The following is a 15,818-nucleotide window of genomic DNA, read 5'->3' on the forward strand; positions in this document are numbered from 1 at the left end:
ATCATCTGATGAATTAAACATATATATGAATACAACCGACTTCATTCAAATCATTGGGACGGCCGCGTTTGCCATTTCCGGCTATTTGGTCGGCTACAACAAGCGTTTGGATGTACTCGGTGTCGTCATTACTGCGTTACTGACGGCTGTCGGCGGCGGCATGATACGCGATAGCTTGGTCGGCCGGATTCCGCAAGTATTTTTGCAAACCGATGCGCTGATTGTTGTGTTTGCCACGTTTGCCATTGCATGGTTGATAAGGGTGCAACGTTATCGCAGCACCTATTTGGCCGCTGCTTTTATTATTGCCGATGCCGTCGGTTTGGCAGCGTTCAGCATTACCGGCGCACAAATCGGTATGGCCTTGCAGCTCAATCTGTTCGGCGTTATTTCTTTGGCTTTTGTGACAGCCGTTGGCGGCGGTATTGCGCGCGATATTTTGGTCAATGATGTGCCGATGATTTTGTGCACCGACCTTTACGGCAGCGTGGCCATTTTAATTGGCGGGCTGATTTATCTGTTCGGACATTTGGGCTGGATTAATATCTTTACGTTAAACCTGCTTTTTGCCGGCGGATTGTTGTTTCGCCTGACTGCATACCGTTTCCATTGGCAACTGCCTGGTTTCCAACGCCGCAGGAAATAAACTTATCTTATCAGACGGCCTGTTATGTTTTTTTATTCAGGCCGTCTGAAAAACGAATTACTTATTTAACCGATTAACTTTTTTTCGACAGAAAGGCCCTTATGACTTGGGAAACCGTAATCGGACTGGAAATCCACGTCCAACTCAACACCCAATCCAAAATCTTCAGCGGCGCATCCACTGCATTCGGTGCCGAGCCTAATGCCCACGCCAGCGTGGTTGAGTGTGCGTTGCCGGGCGTATTGCCGGTAATGAACCGCGAAGTCGTCGAAAAAGCCATCAAACTCGGTTTGGCTTTGGATGCGAAAATCAACCAGAAAAACGTATTCGACCGTAAAAACTATTTTTATCCTGATTTGCCAAAAGGCTATCAAATCAGCCAGTTGGATTTGCCGATTGTTGAACACGGCAAACTGGAAATTGTAGTAGGCGATGAGGTTAAAACCATCAATGTTACCCGTGCGCACATGGAAGAAGATGCGGGTAAATCCGTACATGAAGGTTTGAACGGTGCCACCGGTATCGACTTGAACCGTGCCGGTACGCCTTTGTTGGAAGTTGTCTCCGAGCCTGAAATGCGTTCCGCAGCCGAAGCCGTGGCATACGCTAAAGCGTTACACGGTTTGGTGACTTGGCTGGATATTTGCGACGGTAATATGGCGGAAGGCTCGTTCCGTGTTGATGCCAACGTTTCTGTACGTCCAAAAGGTCAGGCAGAGTTTGGTACACGCCGTGAAATCAAAAACCTCAACTCTTTCCGCTTCTTGGAACAAGCCATCAATTATGAAGTGGAAGCGCAAATTGAAATCTTGGAAGACGGCGGTAAAGTACAGCAGGCAACCATGTTGTTTGACCCTGAAAAAGGCGAAACCCGTGTGATGCGTTTGAAAGAAGATGCGCACGATTACCGCTATTTCCCGGATCCGGATTTGTTGCCGGTCATTATTTCAGACGGCCAGTTGCAAAAAGCCAAGGACGAAATGCCTGAATTGCCACATGAAATGGCGGCGCGTTTTGTTGCCGATTACGGCGTGTCTGACTATAATGCACGTCTGTTGACTGCCAGCCGCGCTCAAGCCGCCTATTTTGAAGAAGCGGCCAAAGCCTGTGGCCAAGGTAAATTGACTGCAAACTGGATGAACGGCGAGCTTGCCGCTACCTTGAACAAAGAAGGTTTGGAACTGACTGAAAGCCCGATTACAGCTCCACGTCTTGCTGAGTTGGTTGCTAAAGTTGCAGATGGAACATTAAGCAGCAAACTGGCGAAAAAAGCTTTTGAAGCAATGTGGGCAGAGCCTGAAGCAGGTATTGCTGAGATCATCGAGAAACATGGTTTGCAACAAATTACTGACACTGGTGCAATTGAAGCGATGGTAGATGAAGTGTTGGCAAACAATGCGAAAGCCATTGAGCAATTCCGTTCCGGTAATGAGAAAGCCCTGAATGCGATTGTCGGCCAAGTGATGAAAGCAAGTAAAGGCAAGGCCAATCCGGCTCAAGTTCAAGAGCTGATTAAAGCCAAATTAGCTTGATAGATAGGACAGGCCGTCTGAAAAATAGGTCTTATTTTTCAGACGGCCTTTATTTTTGATTCTAAAATTATTCTAAATACCATGACACATACTATTACCTTATCAGATCAAATCACATTTACGGCAAACGAGGATGAAACCGTTCTTGCTGCCGCGACACGTCAGAATTTAAATTTACCCCATTCTTGCAAAAGTGGCGCTTGCGGACAATGTAAGGCCGAGTTAATGAGTGGCGAATTTGAAATGGGCGATCATATCGATAAAGCCATCAGCGCAGAAGAAAAAGCGCAGGGTAAAGTGCTATTGTGCTGCACTACTGCGAAGAGCAACCTGAAAATCAATGTGCCGGGGTTTAATCCGAATGCTTTGCCTGTGCGCACTTTGCCTGTGCGCATTGAGACGATTGAAATCAAACAGGATGTTGCTTTGTTGAGATTGGCTTTGCCTAAAGCGCCGTCATTTGCATTTTATGCCGGACAATATATTGATTTGCTGCTTCCCGGCAATATCAGCCGCAGCTATTCAATCGCCAATTCGTCTGACCAGGAGGGCGTTTTGGAGCTGCATATCCGCAAACGTGAAAACGGCGTATGTTCGGAAATGATTTTTGGTGCCGAGCCTAAAATCAAAGAAAAAGGCATTGTCCGCGTTAAAGGCCCATTGGGTACGTTTACTTTGCAACAAGACAGCAATAAACCGATGATTTTGTTGGCAACGGGTACGGGTTACGCACCTATCCGCAGTATTTTGCTTGATTTGATTCATCAGAATAGCGAACGTCAGGTTCATTTTTACTGGGGGGCACGTCAGCAGGAGGATTTGTATGCATTGGAAGAAGCAGAAGCATTAATAGGCCGTCTGAAAAATGCGAAATTCTCGCCTGTTCTTTCTAAGCCTGATTCCGATTGGAAAGGGGAGAATGGATACGTGCAAAATGTTGCCGCACAAAATTATCCTGATTTGAGCCAATATGAAGTTTATGCTTGCGGGTCACCAGCTATGACGGAGAGTGCACAAAGTTTGCTGACTCAAAAATGCGCTTTACCGGAAGATGCCTTCTTCTGTGATGCTTTTTCACCGGCATAATCATATGTATACAGGATTTATATGTTTGAATGCAGGTGTTAAGAGTAGAATTTGATGGCAATCTGTTTGAAGAGGAGAGTGTGTTTTTACACACTCTTTTTTCTATATGGTAGTTATTGCATTGATGTTTATGGCGTGAAGAGATAGCTATTTTATTTTTAAAAATTGAATTTATTATTTACCATAAAGAAAAAGGCCGTCTGAATAATTCAGACGGCTTTTGTTTTGAAGTAAGTATTAGCTACCCATCAGTTTCAAACGTTGACCAGGGGTCACCGTACGGGTATTGCGGTTCCAACGACGAATATCATTAACATCAACATTGAAACGGCTGGCAATGGTGTTCAAAGTATCGCCTTTGCGTACAGTGTAGGAAACGTTTTGAATCGGGTTGCTGCGGACTTTTGCCGGAGCAGCTGTAACGCGGAGGATTTGGCCTTTTTTGATATTGTTGCCTTTGATGTTGTTGGCAATAATCAAATCGGCTACGCTTAAGTTGTAACGTTTGGAGATGTTAAACAGCGTATCACCATCTTCCACGCGGTGTGTGCCTGCTGCAAGTGCTGCAGTTTGTGTGTTTTGTTGACCACTTACACGGGCAAGACGTGCATTGATTCGGCTTTGTTGTTTAACGGTATTGGCTGCGATACGTTCTGTACGAGCGCTTTCGGCAGTGACAACAGTTTGAACTTGTTTGGCTTCAGGAGTCGCTTCAGCAACAGTCGCTGCAGGTTCATCTGCAGGTCGGCTTTGTACTAAGGCCATCAGGTCATCATGCTCTTCTTGAGCCGGCGCAGCAGCAATAGATTCAACTGCAGGAGTAGGGGCTACATCGTTTGCGGCAACAGTCGGTGCAGTCAAGTCTGCAGGGATAGCTGCTTTGGGTGCTTCTGCAACATTTGTAGCAGCAGGCTCAGCAGTGTGGGGCGTAGCTACAACAGGGGCGGCTACTTCCGCATTTGCAACTTGAGGCTGCGCTTTGGTTTCTGTTACCGCTACGGAAGTAACGTTTTCAGCTTTGCTGCGTGCAATAAAGTCAACCGGTTTGCTGGACTGTGGAACAACAGGTGCAACAATATTGTTCACGGTATTTTGAGCGACTTTAACCGGTTCTACTACGTTGGAAGCAATAATCGGAGACATGGCCGGCATATTGGATTGGTAAGTATCCGGCGTATTGTCTTTGTCGATAAAGTTAATAATGTCTTGGCTTTGGGTAGCTGAGTTTTTAGCCACCAAAATGCTGCGGCCTTCAGAAATGGCGCTGCCGCTCAGGCCGTTGAGGCGTTTGAGTTCGGCTACGCTCATGCCGGTATCGTTGGCGATGGCATTAAGCTTTTTGTTGCCCAAAGCAGTATAAATATCCCAAGACATCAGGGTATCTGGATTGGCATTGCGGTAGTTCTTCTCAAATGCGGAAACCGCAGAAACCGGTAACAACAGACGACGATTGTTTTTAGGGATGAATACCGGGGCATTGAAACCTGGGTTGAGCGCCAACAGTTCGCTTTCGCTGATGTTTGCAAAGCGAGCAATTGTGCTGTTATCAATAGGTTTGTCGATGCTGACAGATTTGAAATACGGCTGATTGCTGATTTCGCTGATATTCATACCGAAGGTTTGCGGATTGGCAACGATATTGCGGACGGCCAAAAGTTTTGGAACGTAGTTGCGTGTTTCGTTCGGCATACGCAGGTTTTCGTATGTCGGCTCCAAACCTTGCGCGCGGGCACGGCTTACGGCGCGACCAACATTACCTTCGCCCCAGTTGTAAGCGGCAAGGGCCAAAGACCAGTCGCCGAACATACCGTGCAAGTATTGCAGGTAGTTCAATGCAGCATCGGTAGCGGCGTAAACGTCGTGGCGGCCGTCATACAAAGGTGTTTTTTCCAAGCCGAAGTGGCGGCCGGTAGCCGGCATAAATTGCCACAGGCCGGATGCGCCGACGTGTGATTTGGCTTTGGTTACGAATGCGCTTTCAATGAAAGGCAGCAAAGCGATTTCGGCGGGCATATTACGTTTTTTAACTTCATTGGCAATATGGTACATATAAGGTTTGCTGCGGGAGATGGTGCGGTCGAAATATGCACTGTTTGCAGCAAATTTGTTTTCATGGCGGCGAACCAGTTCTGTGTTGACTTCGTTAATACGGAAGTCTTTACGTAAGGATGCCCACAAGCTACCAGAGCCGAAGGTTTGTGCTTTGGCTTGGTCGAGCAGGGAAGAGTTGAGGCGCATCATTGCCATGCCGACTTGGTTGGGCGTAGCGTTTTGCGCGTAGGCTGTGGCGGAAACTGCCGACAGGCTTGAAACGGTCAGAACGATGGTTTTTAGTTTTGCCATAGTAAATAGAGTTATCAAATATATAATAAAATTTTGTCCTTTCGATGGTATCGTTTCAGCATTCAAACGTCAAGTCGGGCAGGGAATTTGCGTGTATGATGTGGTCGTGGTGTTAAAATTCTGTCACACAAGTCGGGATGCATAGGGGAGCATTTAATGGAAACTTTTTTTATGCAAACGCCAATGGGGCAATATCTTGCTCAAAAAGAGGCGGATTTTTTTAGACGGCATTTGCAATATTTGAACGGTCAAGTGGCGGTTCAATTAGGCGGTATATGGCAGAGGCCGTCTGAAAATATGATTGTGGTGCCGCGCGATGTGCGGATGGATGCTGAAATATTGGCATTTGAAACGCATTCCGTGGATGTGTTATTGATGCCCCATTTTTTGGAAATTTCAACTGCGGATTTGGTATTGAAAGAAGTATTTAGGATATTAAAACCCGAGGGCAGGTTGATTTTGACGGGGTTTAACCCTAAATCTTTGTGGGGATTGAGCTCGTGGTTTGATGGCAAAAGACTGCCTATGAAATCTCAATGTTTGGTTCTGGCTGAGTTGAAACGAAGAATTGCAGATATTGGTTTTGAAATGGAATATGGGCAGTTTATGGATTATCTGCCTGCGGTGAATTCGCCATCTGCTTTGAAGTTCTGGCGGTTTATGGAAAAGGCTGGGGATAGGTGGTGGCCACAGTGTGCGGCGGTGTATGGTGTGGTTTTAACGAAACATTTGATTGGTGTCCGTCCTTTGCCTGAATTGGAATCTGCATTCGATGGCAATACGGTTGCTTTAAGTACGGCACGTTTGGCCGAATAGTTTTCAGACGGCCTATATATAATGACGAATTTGGAGAATAATGATGCCTGAATTACCAGAGGTGGAAACGACTTTACGCGGAATCGTGCCGCATATTGATGGCAAAAAGATAGAAAAAGTCATTATTCGTCAGTTTAAATTGAGATGGCCTATTCATCCAGACTTGGCGCAAATTTTGGCCGGTCGCAAAGTTTTGGCATGCAACCGGCGTGCGAAGTATTTGATTATTACTTTTGAAACGGGTATTTTACTTATTCATTTGGGTATGTCCGGCAGTTTGCGGATTTTTACCGCCAATGATGAGCGTATCGTCACGCCGGATAAGCACGATCATTTAGATTTTGTATTTGATGACGGTACCGTATTGCGTTATCACGATCCGCGTAAATTTGGTGCGGTGTTGTGGTATGAGGGTATTGCCGAACATCATCCTTTGTTGGAAAAACTGGGGCCGGAGCCGCTCTCGGGTGATTTTGATGCAAATTACCTGTATCAGAAATTGAAAACCCAAAAGCGTGCAGTCAAATTAGCGCTGATGGATAATGCGGTGGTGGTTGGCGTCGGCAATATTTATGCGAATGAAAGTCTGTTTAAGGCAGGTATTTCGCCATTGCGTCCGGCGAATAAGTTGACCAAAAAAGAATGCGCATTATTGGTAGAGACTGTTAAAGCGGTTCTGCAAAGGGCGATTGAAACCGGCGGCAGTACGCTGCGAGACTTTGTTAATAGCGATGGAAAAAGCGGCTATTTTCAGCAGGAATATACGGTCTATGGCCGCCACAATGAGCCTTGTGTCCAATGTGGCGGACTGATTTTTAAAGAAACTTTGGGGCAGCGTGGAACATTTTATTGTCCAAATTGCCAGAAATAGTTTCAGACGGCCTTAAATGTCAGAGGCCGTCTGAAAATAATGAGCACAATACAGAAGAAATTTTATGTCTAAACAAAAAGCTCCTTTTTTAAAACGACTGGGCAGACTTTGCCGTTTGGCGGCTTGGTTATTCAGAACCGCTCGAGATTTGCGTGCCATCGATGGTAACAATGCAGAGGAACGCAATCACGCCGTGGTTGTTTTGGGAAAAGGTGCGTTGGATGCTTTGGATATCGAATTGGAAATCGGCGTACCGCCTCAAGGAAATGTAAGTGGTACTTTGGTCGTGGCTAACCATGTGTCTTGGTTGGATATTTTTGCCATGAGCGCCGTTTATCCGAGCAGTTTTATTGCAAAAAAGGAAATCAGCGGCTGGCCGGTTTTGGGGAAAATGGGTAAAAATGCCGGCACGGTGTTTATTAACCGCAATTCCCGCCGTGATGTCGAGCCGATTAATCAGGCGATTTGTGCGGCATTGAAAGCAGGGCAGAATGTCAGCTTCTTCCCCGAGGCGCGCACTTCTTCCGGTTTGGGTATTTTGCCGTTTAAGGCAGCCCTGTTCCAATCGGCTATTGATGCGAAAGCGCCGATTCAGGCGGTAACCTTACGCTATTATGATGGCGAAGGACAACGGACGGATCTGCCATCCTATGCGGAGGTAAATCTGTTTCAGTCTTTATGGCGCATTGTTTCTATGAAGAAAATCCGTATTCGTTTGGATTTCTTGCCTCAGTACAAACCGACAGACATGCCGGATAAAGACCGCTATGCTTTGAAGGATATTGCGGAGACAGCCATCGGCGAAATTGTGGCTTCTGATTCTCCCGTTCAGCCCTTACCTAAAAAATAATTTCAGTCAGGTACTTGTTTTATTTCAGATGGCCTTCATTTAAAGAAACAGCTGTTTTCGGTTTAATTGAATTGATAGTTTGATTTAATTAATATTATTTGAACTATAAATTATACAAATCGATAGGCCTGCATTAGAATGCAAGCATTGATTCATTTCTCAAACCCGAATTTTTAAGGAGCTTAAAAATGGCTTTGCAAGATCGTACCGGTCAAAAAGTACCTTCCGTAGTATTCCGCACTCGCGTTGGCGACACTTGGAAAGATGTTTCTACTGATGATTTGTTCAAAGGCAAAAAAGTAGTCGTGTTCTCTCTGCCTGGCGCATTTACTCCAACTTGCTCTTCTTCTCACCTGCCACGCTACAACGAATTGTTTGGCGCGTTCAAAGAAAACGGTGTTGACGCAATCTACTGCGTATCTGTAAACGACACTTTCGTAATGAACGCTTGGGCTGCTGAAGAAGAAGCCGACAACATCTACATGATCCCTGATGGCAACGGTGAATTCACTGAAGGCATGGGCATGTTGGTTGGCAAAGAAGACTTGGGCTTCGGCAAACGCTCTTGGCGTTACTCCATGCTGGTTAACGACGGCGTGGTTGAAAAAATGTTTATCGAACCTGAAGAACCAGGCGATCCTTTCAAAGTGTCTGACGCTGACACTATGTTGAAATTTATTGCTCCCGAGTGGAAAGCTCAAGAGTCTGTTGCCATCTTCACCAAACCTGGCTGCCAGTTCTGTGCTAAAGCTAAAAAAGCTCTGCAAGACAAAGGCTTGTCTTACGAAGAAATTGTATTGGGCAAAGATGCAACTGTTACTTCCGTACGCGCTATTACCGGCAAGATGACTGCTCCTCAAGTATTCATCGGCGGCAAATACATCGGCGGCAGCGAAGACTTGGAAGCTTACTTGGCTAAAAACTAATTGCCTGTATGCTTAAGACGGCTTGAAAAGGCCGTCTGAAATACCCAAATATAGAGTTATTCAGACGACGTTTGCAAATCGGCGTTCTGAATAACTCTATATTTACAAGTAGAATTTGAGATTATTGTTTTAAATCGATATTTAGGCATTGGCTATTGATTTTTAAATTTTGATAGTTTATAAAGTTTAGGCCGTCTGAAAACGGATAACCTGATGGCAATATCGGTTTGGATATAGACAGTAAGGATAAAATATGAAAAAGATTCAAGCAGATGTGGTGGTACTGGGCGGCGGTACAGCCGGTATGGGCGCATTTCGCAATGCCCGCCTTCATACAGACAATGTTTACCTGATTGAAAACAATGTGTTCGGCACGACCTGCGCGCGTGTGGGCTGTATGCCTTCTAAACTCTTGATTGCCGCAGCAGAAGCGCGCCATCATGCTTTGCATACCGATCCGTTTGGCGTGCATTTGGATAAAGACAGCGTAACGGTAAACGGCGAAGAAGTCATGCACCGCGTGAAGTCCGAACGCGACCGTTTTGTTGGTTTTGTAGTCAGCGATGTAGAAGAGTGGCCTGCCGACAAGCGTATTATGGGTACGGCAAAATTTGTTGACGAACGCACCGTCCAAATCGATGACCACACTCAAATCACTGCAAAGAGTTTTGTGATTGCTACCGGTTCGCGCCCTGTGATTTTCCCTCAGTGGGAAGTTTTAGGCGATCGCTTGATTGTGAACGATGATGTTTTCTCTTGGGATACCCTGCCTAAGAGTGTGGCCGTGTTTGGTCCTGGCGTAATCGGCTTAGAGTTGGGTCAGGCTTTGCACCGTTTGGGCGTGAAAGTTGAGATTTTCGGCGTAGGCGGAGCCATCGGCGGTATTTCTGACCCTGTTGTTGCTGAAGAAGCCAAAGCTGTTTTTGGCGAAGAGTTGGCTTTGCATTTGGATGCTAAAACCGAAGTCAAATTGGATGCGGAAGGCAATGTTGAAGTTCATTGGGAACAAGATGGCGAAAAAGGTGTGTTCGTTGCCGAATATATGCTGGCAGCCGTAGGCCGTCGTCCGAACGTTGACAATATCGGTTTGGAAAACATCAATATCGAAAAAGACACGCGCGGCGTGCCTGTTGCCGATCCGCTGACCATGCAAACCAGCATTCCGCACATCTTTATCGCAGGCGATGCGTCCAATCAATTGCCTCTGCTGCACGAAGCTTCCGACCAAGGCAAAATTGCCGGTCACAATGCCGCTATTTTCCCGAATATTGAGGGCGGTTTGCGCCGTAGCGTAATCGGTGTGGTATTTACCAGTCCGCAAATTGCCACTATCGGTTTGAAATACGCGCAAGTTGCGGCGAAATATCAACCTGATGAGTTTGTAATTGGAGAAGTTTCCTTCCGAAACCAAGGCCGCAGCCGCGTTATGTTGGTCAACAAAGGCCATATGCGTCTGTATGCTGAGAAAGCGACCGGCCGTTTCATTGGTGCGGAAGTTGTCGGCCCTGCTGCCGAACATTTGGCACACTTGATGGCTTGGGCACATCAAATGAAGATGACGATTCCGCAAATGCTAGATATGCCGTTCTACCATCCGGTTATCGAGGAAGGTCTGCGTACTGCATTGCGTGATGCTGATGCAAAACTGAAACAGGCTTGATTATTTGATGGAATAAAGGCCGTCTGAAACTCGTAGTGAGGTTTCAGACGGCCTTTTTTATGCTTTAAATCTGTTAAATCAATTCTAAATCCGGGCCGGCATTTTGCGCACGACGGCTTCGTAATTGAATGTCTAAGCGCAAGTCATGGGCGGAGTCGGCATTTTTAATAGCGTCTTGATAGCTGATATCGCCGTTTTCATACAAATCATACAAGGCTTGGTCAAAAGTGATCATGCCCATGCCGGTTGATTTTTTCATCATTTCTTTGATGTTGTGGACTTCGCCTTTTTGAATCAAGTCAGCAATAATCGGCGAATTGAGTAAAACTTCGACCGCCGCCACACGACCCCGGCCGCTTTCACGGGGAATCAGGCGTTGGGAAATAAAGGCTTGCAGGTTGAGCGATAAGTCGGTTAGCAACTGGGTACGGCGCTCTTCGGGGAAGAAGTTGATGATGCGGTCGAGCGCTTGGTTGGTGCTGTTGGCATGCAGTGTCGCCATACACAAATGGCCGGTTTCCGCGAAGGAAATAGCGTAGTCCATGGTTTCACGGTCACGGATTTCGCCAATCAGAATGACATCCGGTGCTTGGCGCAGGGTGTTTTTCAGCGCAATCGGCCAATTTTCGGTATCTACGCCGATTTCACGTTGGGTGATGATGCAGTTTTTGTGTTGGTGGATAAACTCAATCGGATCTTCGATGGTAATAATATGGTCGAAGCTGTTTTCGTTTCGATAGTCGATAAGGGAGGCGAGGGAGGTGGACTTGCCCGAACCTGTACCGCCGACAAAAATAACCAGACCGCGTTTCCTGAGGGCGATGTCTTTCAGAATAGGGGGCAGATTGAGCGTTTCAAATTTAGGGATATTGCCGGTAATGGAGCGGAACACCAAAGCAGTTGCGCCGCGTTGAACCATGGCATTGACACGGAAGCGGCTGGTGTCGGGCAGGCTGATGGCGAAATTGCATTCGTTGGTGGTAGAAAATTCTTCGATTTGTTTGGAAGACATAATCGAAAAAGCGATTTCCATACATTTTTCAGCACTCAGCGGCTCATCGGTCAGCCGCATGATTTTGCCGTCCACTTTCATGGCCGGCGGGAAGTTGGTGGTAATGAAAAGGTCGGAGCCTTTGTATTTGTTCATATGGCGTAGCCAAGCAAACAATTCTTCTTTTGCGCCCGGAGTATTTTCGTCAAACATAAGAATTCAGATAGTTAATATTAAGTTATTTTATTGAGAATAATTATAACAGAAGCAATCATTATTTGCTGTTTTGCCCACTAAAGTGGCTATCTGTTTTAAATTGAGTGTCGTGCTAGGAATATAGCAGATTTTTCAGTATCCCTGTGATTTTAAATTCTGCTGTTATAATGTTGCTCGATTAGTGAATGGAAAGGTAACGAGATGTCAGCACAAACAATTGCCGTGGTCGGCGCTATGGAACAGGAAATTGAGCTTTTGCGTGAAAGCATGTCCAATGTCAAACATGTGTCCTTCGGTAAATTCTCGGCATATGAAGGCGAATTGGCTGGAAAACGCACGGTATTGGTTTTGAGCGGTATCGGTAAGGTCAATGCGGCGGTTTCGACTTCTTGGGTCATTCATCAGTTTGCACCGGATTGCGTCATCAATACCGGCAGTGCAGGTGGTTTGGGTAAGGAACTGAAGGTCGGTGATGTGGTCATCGGCGAAACTGTGGCGCATCATGATGTTGACGTAACGGCTTTTGGTTATGTTTGGGGGCAGGTACCGCAACTTCCTGCTGTGTTCGCATCGGATGAAAACCTGATTCGTCAAGCAGAAAAGGCGGCGCAAGTATTTGAAGGTGCGGCTGTAACGCAAGGCTTGATTGTCAGTGGCGACCGTTTTGTACACAGCAGCGAAGGTGTCGCGGAAATTCGCAGTCATTTTCCTGACGTAAAAGCAGTGGAAATGGAAGCTGCGGCGATTGCGCAAACTTGTCATCAGTTGGAAGTGCCGTTTGTGATTATTCGCGCCGTATCCGATTCGGCAGATGAGAAAGCGGACATCAGCTTTGAAGAGTTTTTGAAAACGGCTGCCGTCAGCTCGGCGAAGATGGTTACCGAGATTGTCAAATCGCTATAAAACCATGCAAAAGCGTTGAATTTCCGTTAGAATACGGAACGATTCAACCTTATTCTAAGGCCGTCTGAAAACCGAATCCCTGTTTTTTCAGACGGCCTTTCAGCCTTTAATTGCATTTATCTTAATAACAATATGAAAAACATACGGAATTTCTCCATTATTGCCCACATCGACCACGGCAAATCGACGCTTGCCGACCGTTTTATCCAATACTGCGGCGGTTTGGATTTGCGCGAAATGAGTACGCAGGTGCTCGATTCCATGGACATCGAAAAAGAGCGCGGCATTACCATTAAAGCGCAAACCGCCGCGCTCAACTATAAAGCACGCGACGGGCAGGTGTATCAGCTCAACCTGATTGATACTCCGGGACACGTCGACTTTTCTTACGAAGTCTCCCGTTCGCTGTCTGCCTGCGAAGGCGCGCTTTTGGTCGTTGACGCATCGCAAGGCGTGGAAGCGCAAACCGTGGCGAACTGCTATACCGCGATTGATTTGGGTGTGGAAGTTGTGCCTGTTTTGAACAAAATTGACTTGCCTGCCGCAGAACCCGAGCGCGTGGAGCAGGAAATTGAAGACATCATCGGCATTGATGCCGTTGGTGCGGTGCAATGTTCTGCTAAAAGCGGCATTGGTGTGGAAGATGTTTTGGAAGAAATCGTTGCCAAAATCCCTGCGCCGACCGGCGATGAAAATGCGCCGTTGCAAGCAGTTATTGTCGATTCATGGTTTGACAACTACGTCGGCGTGGTTATGCTGATTCGTGTGAAAAACGGCACCATCAAGCTGAAAGACAAAGTGCGCTTTATGAGTACTAAGGCGGAAACGCAGGTCGAGCAGCTGGGCGTATTCACACCAAAATCAGTTCAAAAACAAGAACTGAAAGCCGGCGAAGTAGGCTTTTTGATTACCGGCGTGAAAGAATTGGGACAGGCGAAAGTCGGCGATACGGTTACGTTGGTTGCCAACCCCGCTTCTGAGCCGCTGCCCGGCTTCCAAGAAGTACAAAGCCAAGTATTTGCCGGCCTTTATCCCGTGGAAAGTCACGACTACGAAGCCTTGCGTGACGCTTTGGAAAAATTGCAGCTGAACGATGCTTCGTTGAAATTTGAGCCTGAGGTTTCCCAAGCATTGGGCTTCGGCTTCCGTTGCGGCTTCTTGGGTCTGTTGCACTTGGAAATCGTGCAGGAACGCTTGGAGCGCGAGTTCGACATGGACTTGATTACCACTGCGCCGACGGTGGTTTACGAAGTCGTGTTGAAGAACGGCGAGAAAATCGAAGTTGAAAACCCGTCCAAACTGCCTGAAATCAGTACCATCGAAACCATTCTTGAGCCGATTATCACTGCGACTATTCTTGTACCTCAGGAGTACGTCGGCAACGTCATGACTTTGTGTAACCAAAAGCGCGGCGTGCAGGTCAATATGCAGTACATGGGCCGTCAAGTCATGCTGACTTATGATTTGCCGATGAACGAAGTCGTAATGGATTTCTTCGATAAGCTTAAATCGACTTCGCGCGGCTATGCTTCGTTGGACTACCATTTCAAAGAGTTCCAACCGTCTGATTTGATTAAGCTCGACATTATGGTCAACGGCGAAAAAGTCGATGCCCTGAGCCTGATTGTCCACCGTCAAAGCGCCGTTCACCGAGGTCGCGAGCTGGCATCAAAAATGCGCGAACTGATTCCGCGCCAGATGTTCGACATCGCCGTCCAAGCCGCCATCGGCAGCCAGATTATCGCCCGCGAAAACGTCAAAGCCCTGCGTAAAAACGTTTTGGCGAAATGTTACGGCGGCGATATTACGCGTAAGAAAAAACTTCTTGAAAAACAAAAAGCAGGTAAGCGCCGCATGAAACAAGTGGGCAATGTGGAAATCCCGCAAAGCGCGTTCTTGGCTATTCTGCAAGTGAGTGATAAATAATGAGTATAAATCTGACTTTAGGCGCAATCGTTGTACTGCTGGCCGGCTTGGTCCTCAACTTCAAAAGCAGCAAAGAGCGTCAGGAAAACGGCGAATGGAGCTCCGGCCTGCAATGGAGTTATCTCTTGTGCATGGTCGGCGTATTCGGCATTTTGTCCGAATTTATGAGCTTTACCGCCGTATTGCTGGTGTTTGTCGTGTTTACTGGTATTGTTTGGGCAATCCATAAAGGCCGTCTGAAAAAAAGTGAGACCGGCGAAGACAATGCGCATTTTACCGACTACATGGGCGGCTTTTTTCCCATCATCTTGGTTATCTTTGTGTTGCGCAGCTTTATTGCCGAGCCGTTCCAAATTCCGTCCAGTTCCATGCGTCCGGGCTTGGTCAAAGGCGATTTTATCTTGGTGAACAAATTCTCTTACGGTATCCGCCTGCCGATTTTGAATAAGGTCATTATCCCTGTCGGCAACATTGCACGAGGCGATGTTGTGGTGTTCAATTACCCACTTCAGCCTGAGATGAATTACATCAAACGTATCGTCGGTATTCCGGGCGACGTTGTGGAATACCGTGATAAGGTTTTGACTGTTAACGGTGAAATTATTTCTGAAAAACCAAACGGCAATTATCAATACGCAGATGATACCGATCCGTCTATGATTCATACGCTTGAGCGTTTTCAGACGGCCTTGAATGGCAAAAACTTTGATGTGGTCAAGGAGGCCGGTCAGCCTTCCGTATCTATTGCCGTATTGAACAAATATACCTCCGAAGTGATGCCTGAAAGCAATTACTCGCTTGAAACAAGCGGTTTGGAAAATTGCGAATACGCAGAAGACGGCAATGGTTTTATCTGTAAAGTTCCCGAAGGCCGTTATTTCGCGATGGGCGACAACCGCGACAATAGTGCCGACTCCCGTTATTGGGGATTTGTCGATGACAAGTTGATTGTCGGTAAAGCCTTCTTTGTTTGGATGAACTTTGGCGAACTCAGCCGTATCGGTACCAGCATCCAATAAGCAATAAACAGATTAAAAGGCCGTCTGAAATTT

At 46.7% G+C, this 15,818-nt stretch carries 13 protein-coding genes; 11 read left to right on the top strand and 2 right to left on the bottom strand.

Going from position 1 to position 15,818, the window contains the following annotated elements:
• Positions 1–25 precede the first annotated feature (25 nt).
• From O3682_RS00345 to O3682_RS00355, 3 genes are all read left to right on the top strand, one after another.
• A complete protein-coding gene (locus O3682_RS00345) occupies positions 26–646 on the top strand; it encodes a trimeric intracellular cation channel family protein (RefSeq protein ID WP_371507973.1) in 621 nt (206 codons plus the stop codon).
• 101 nt (positions 647–747) lie between these two features.
• Positions 748–2,178, top strand: coding sequence for an Asp-tRNA(Asn)/Glu-tRNA(Gln) amidotransferase subunit GatB (gene gatB, locus O3682_RS00350; protein ID WP_371507974.1), 1,431 nt, complete (start codon positions 748–750; stop codon positions 2,176–2,178).
• Between the two features lie 81 nt (positions 2,179–2,259).
• Positions 2,260–3,264 carry an FAD-binding oxidoreductase gene (locus tag O3682_RS00355; protein WP_371507975.1) on the top strand — a complete coding sequence of 335 codons (1,005 nt, stop codon included), beginning with the start codon at positions 2,260–2,262 and terminating at the stop codon, positions 3,262–3,264.
• Between the two features lie 237 nt (positions 3,265–3,501).
• On the opposite strand, the gene O3682_RS00360 is transcribed toward O3682_RS00355, so the two are convergent.
• A complete protein-coding gene (locus O3682_RS00360; protein WP_371507976.1) occupies positions 3,502–5,607 on the bottom strand; it encodes a LysM peptidoglycan-binding domain-containing protein in 2,106 nt (701 codons plus the stop codon).
• A 156-nt stretch (positions 5,608–5,763) separates the two neighbouring features.
• Between O3682_RS00360 and O3682_RS00365 the strand changes: the two genes are divergently transcribed.
• The 5 genes from O3682_RS00365 (at position 5,764) to O3682_RS00385 (ending at position 10,730) form a co-directional block, all read left to right on the top strand.
• On the top strand, positions 5,764–6,423 hold the full coding sequence (locus O3682_RS00365; RefSeq protein WP_371507977.1) for a class I SAM-dependent methyltransferase: 660 nt from the start codon (positions 5,764–5,766) through the stop codon (positions 6,421–6,423).
• A gap of 43 nt (positions 6,424–6,466) precedes the next feature.
• Entirely contained in the window at positions 6,467–7,294 is an 828-nt protein-coding gene (mutM, locus tag O3682_RS00370) for a DNA-formamidopyrimidine glycosylase (RefSeq protein WP_371508121.1), read from the top strand.
• Positions 7,295–7,358: 64 nt separating this feature from the next.
• Positions 7,359–8,144 carry a 1-acylglycerol-3-phosphate O-acyltransferase gene (locus tag O3682_RS00375; protein ID WP_371507978.1) on the top strand — a complete coding sequence of 262 codons (786 nt, stop codon included), beginning with the start codon at positions 7,359–7,361 and terminating at the stop codon, positions 8,142–8,144.
• A gap of 188 nt (positions 8,145–8,332) precedes the next feature.
• Positions 8,333–9,070 (top strand): redoxin family protein, encoded by a 738-nt coding sequence (locus O3682_RS00380; protein ID WP_003685261.1) that lies wholly within the window; start codon positions 8,333–8,335, stop codon positions 9,068–9,070.
• Positions 9,071–9,323: 253 nt separating this feature from the next.
• Complete coding sequence (locus O3682_RS00385; protein ID WP_254324716.1) at positions 9,324–10,730, top strand: dihydrolipoyl dehydrogenase; 1,407 nt, start codon at positions 9,324–9,326, stop codon at positions 10,728–10,730.
• A gap of 73 nt (positions 10,731–10,803) precedes the next feature.
• Here the strand turns inward: O3682_RS00385 and O3682_RS00390 are convergent, their stop codons facing one another.
• Positions 10,804–11,934: a PilT/PilU family type 4a pilus ATPase gene (locus tag O3682_RS00390; protein ID WP_254324717.1), complete on the bottom strand. Its 1,131-nt coding sequence runs from the start codon at positions 11,932–11,934 to the stop codon at positions 10,804–10,806.
• A 204-nt stretch (positions 11,935–12,138) separates the two neighbouring features.
• On the opposite strand from O3682_RS00390, the gene O3682_RS00395 reads away from it, so the two are divergent.
• The 3 genes from O3682_RS00395 to lepB all read left to right on the top strand — a co-directional run bounded on the left by O3682_RS00395 (position 12,139) and on the right by lepB (position 15,785).
• A complete protein-coding gene (locus O3682_RS00395) occupies positions 12,139–12,840 on the top strand; it encodes a 5'-methylthioadenosine/adenosylhomocysteine nucleosidase (RefSeq protein WP_254324718.1) in 702 nt (233 codons plus the stop codon).
• Between the two features lie 132 nt (positions 12,841–12,972).
• Positions 12,973–14,766: a translation elongation factor 4 gene (gene lepA / locus O3682_RS00400; protein WP_070504767.1), complete on the top strand. Its 1,794-nt coding sequence runs from the start codon at positions 12,973–12,975 to the stop codon at positions 14,764–14,766.
• Positions 14,766–15,785 carry a signal peptidase I gene (lepB, locus tag O3682_RS00405; RefSeq protein ID WP_070646797.1) on the top strand — a complete coding sequence of 340 codons (1,020 nt, stop codon included), beginning with the start codon at positions 14,766–14,768 and terminating at the stop codon, positions 15,783–15,785. The genes lepA and lepB overlap by 1 nt, the downstream gene beginning before the upstream one ends.
• Positions 15,786–15,818: the final 33 nt, after the last annotated feature.

The organism is Neisseria sp. 27098_8_112 (assembly GCF_041433235.1).
In the GTDB taxonomy this organism is placed as follows: Bacteria; Pseudomonadota; Gammaproteobacteria; order Burkholderiales; family Neisseriaceae; genus Neisseria.

What these genes read in the sequence shown, in the direction of transcription:
- O3682_RS00380 (WP_003685261.1), top strand. Translation starts at nt 8,333, where the DNA reads ATGGCTTTGCAAGATCGTACCGGTCAAAAAGTACCTTCCGTAGTATTC.
- O3682_RS00385 (WP_254324716.1), top strand. Translation starts at nt 9,324, where the DNA reads ATGAAAAAGATTCAAGCAGATGTGGTGGTACTGGGCGGCGGTACAGCC.
- O3682_RS00395 (WP_254324718.1), top strand. Translation starts at nt 12,139, where the DNA reads ATGTCAGCACAAACAATTGCCGTGGTCGGCGCTATGGAACAGGAAATT.
- O3682_RS00375 (WP_371507978.1), top strand. Translation starts at nt 7,359, where the DNA reads ATGTCTAAACAAAAAGCTCCTTTTTTAAAACGACTGGGCAGACTTTGC.
- O3682_RS00345 (WP_371507973.1), top strand. Translation starts at nt 26, where the DNA reads ATGAATACAACCGACTTCATTCAAATCATTGGGACGGCCGCGTTTGCC.
- O3682_RS00365 (WP_371507977.1), top strand. Translation starts at nt 5,764, where the DNA reads ATGGAAACTTTTTTTATGCAAACGCCAATGGGGCAATATCTTGCTCAA.
- lepB (WP_070646797.1), top strand. Translation starts at nt 14,766, where the DNA reads ATGAGTATAAATCTGACTTTAGGCGCAATCGTTGTACTGCTGGCCGGC.
- O3682_RS00355 (WP_371507975.1), top strand. Translation starts at nt 2,260, where the DNA reads ATGACACATACTATTACCTTATCAGATCAAATCACATTTACGGCAAAC.
- O3682_RS00390 (WP_254324717.1), bottom strand. Translation starts at nt 11,934, where the DNA reads ATGTTTGACGAAAATACTCCGGGCGCAAAAGAAGAATTGTTTGCTTGG.
- lepA (WP_070504767.1), top strand. Translation starts at nt 12,973, where the DNA reads ATGAAAAACATACGGAATTTCTCCATTATTGCCCACATCGACCACGGC.
- gatB (WP_371507974.1), top strand. Translation starts at nt 748, where the DNA reads ATGACTTGGGAAACCGTAATCGGACTGGAAATCCACGTCCAACTCAAC.
- mutM (WP_371508121.1), top strand. Translation starts at nt 6,467, where the DNA reads ATGCCTGAATTACCAGAGGTGGAAACGACTTTACGCGGAATCGTGCCG.
- O3682_RS00360 (WP_371507976.1), bottom strand. Translation starts at nt 5,607, where the DNA reads ATGGCAAAACTAAAAACCATCGTTCTGACCGTTTCAAGCCTGTCGGCA.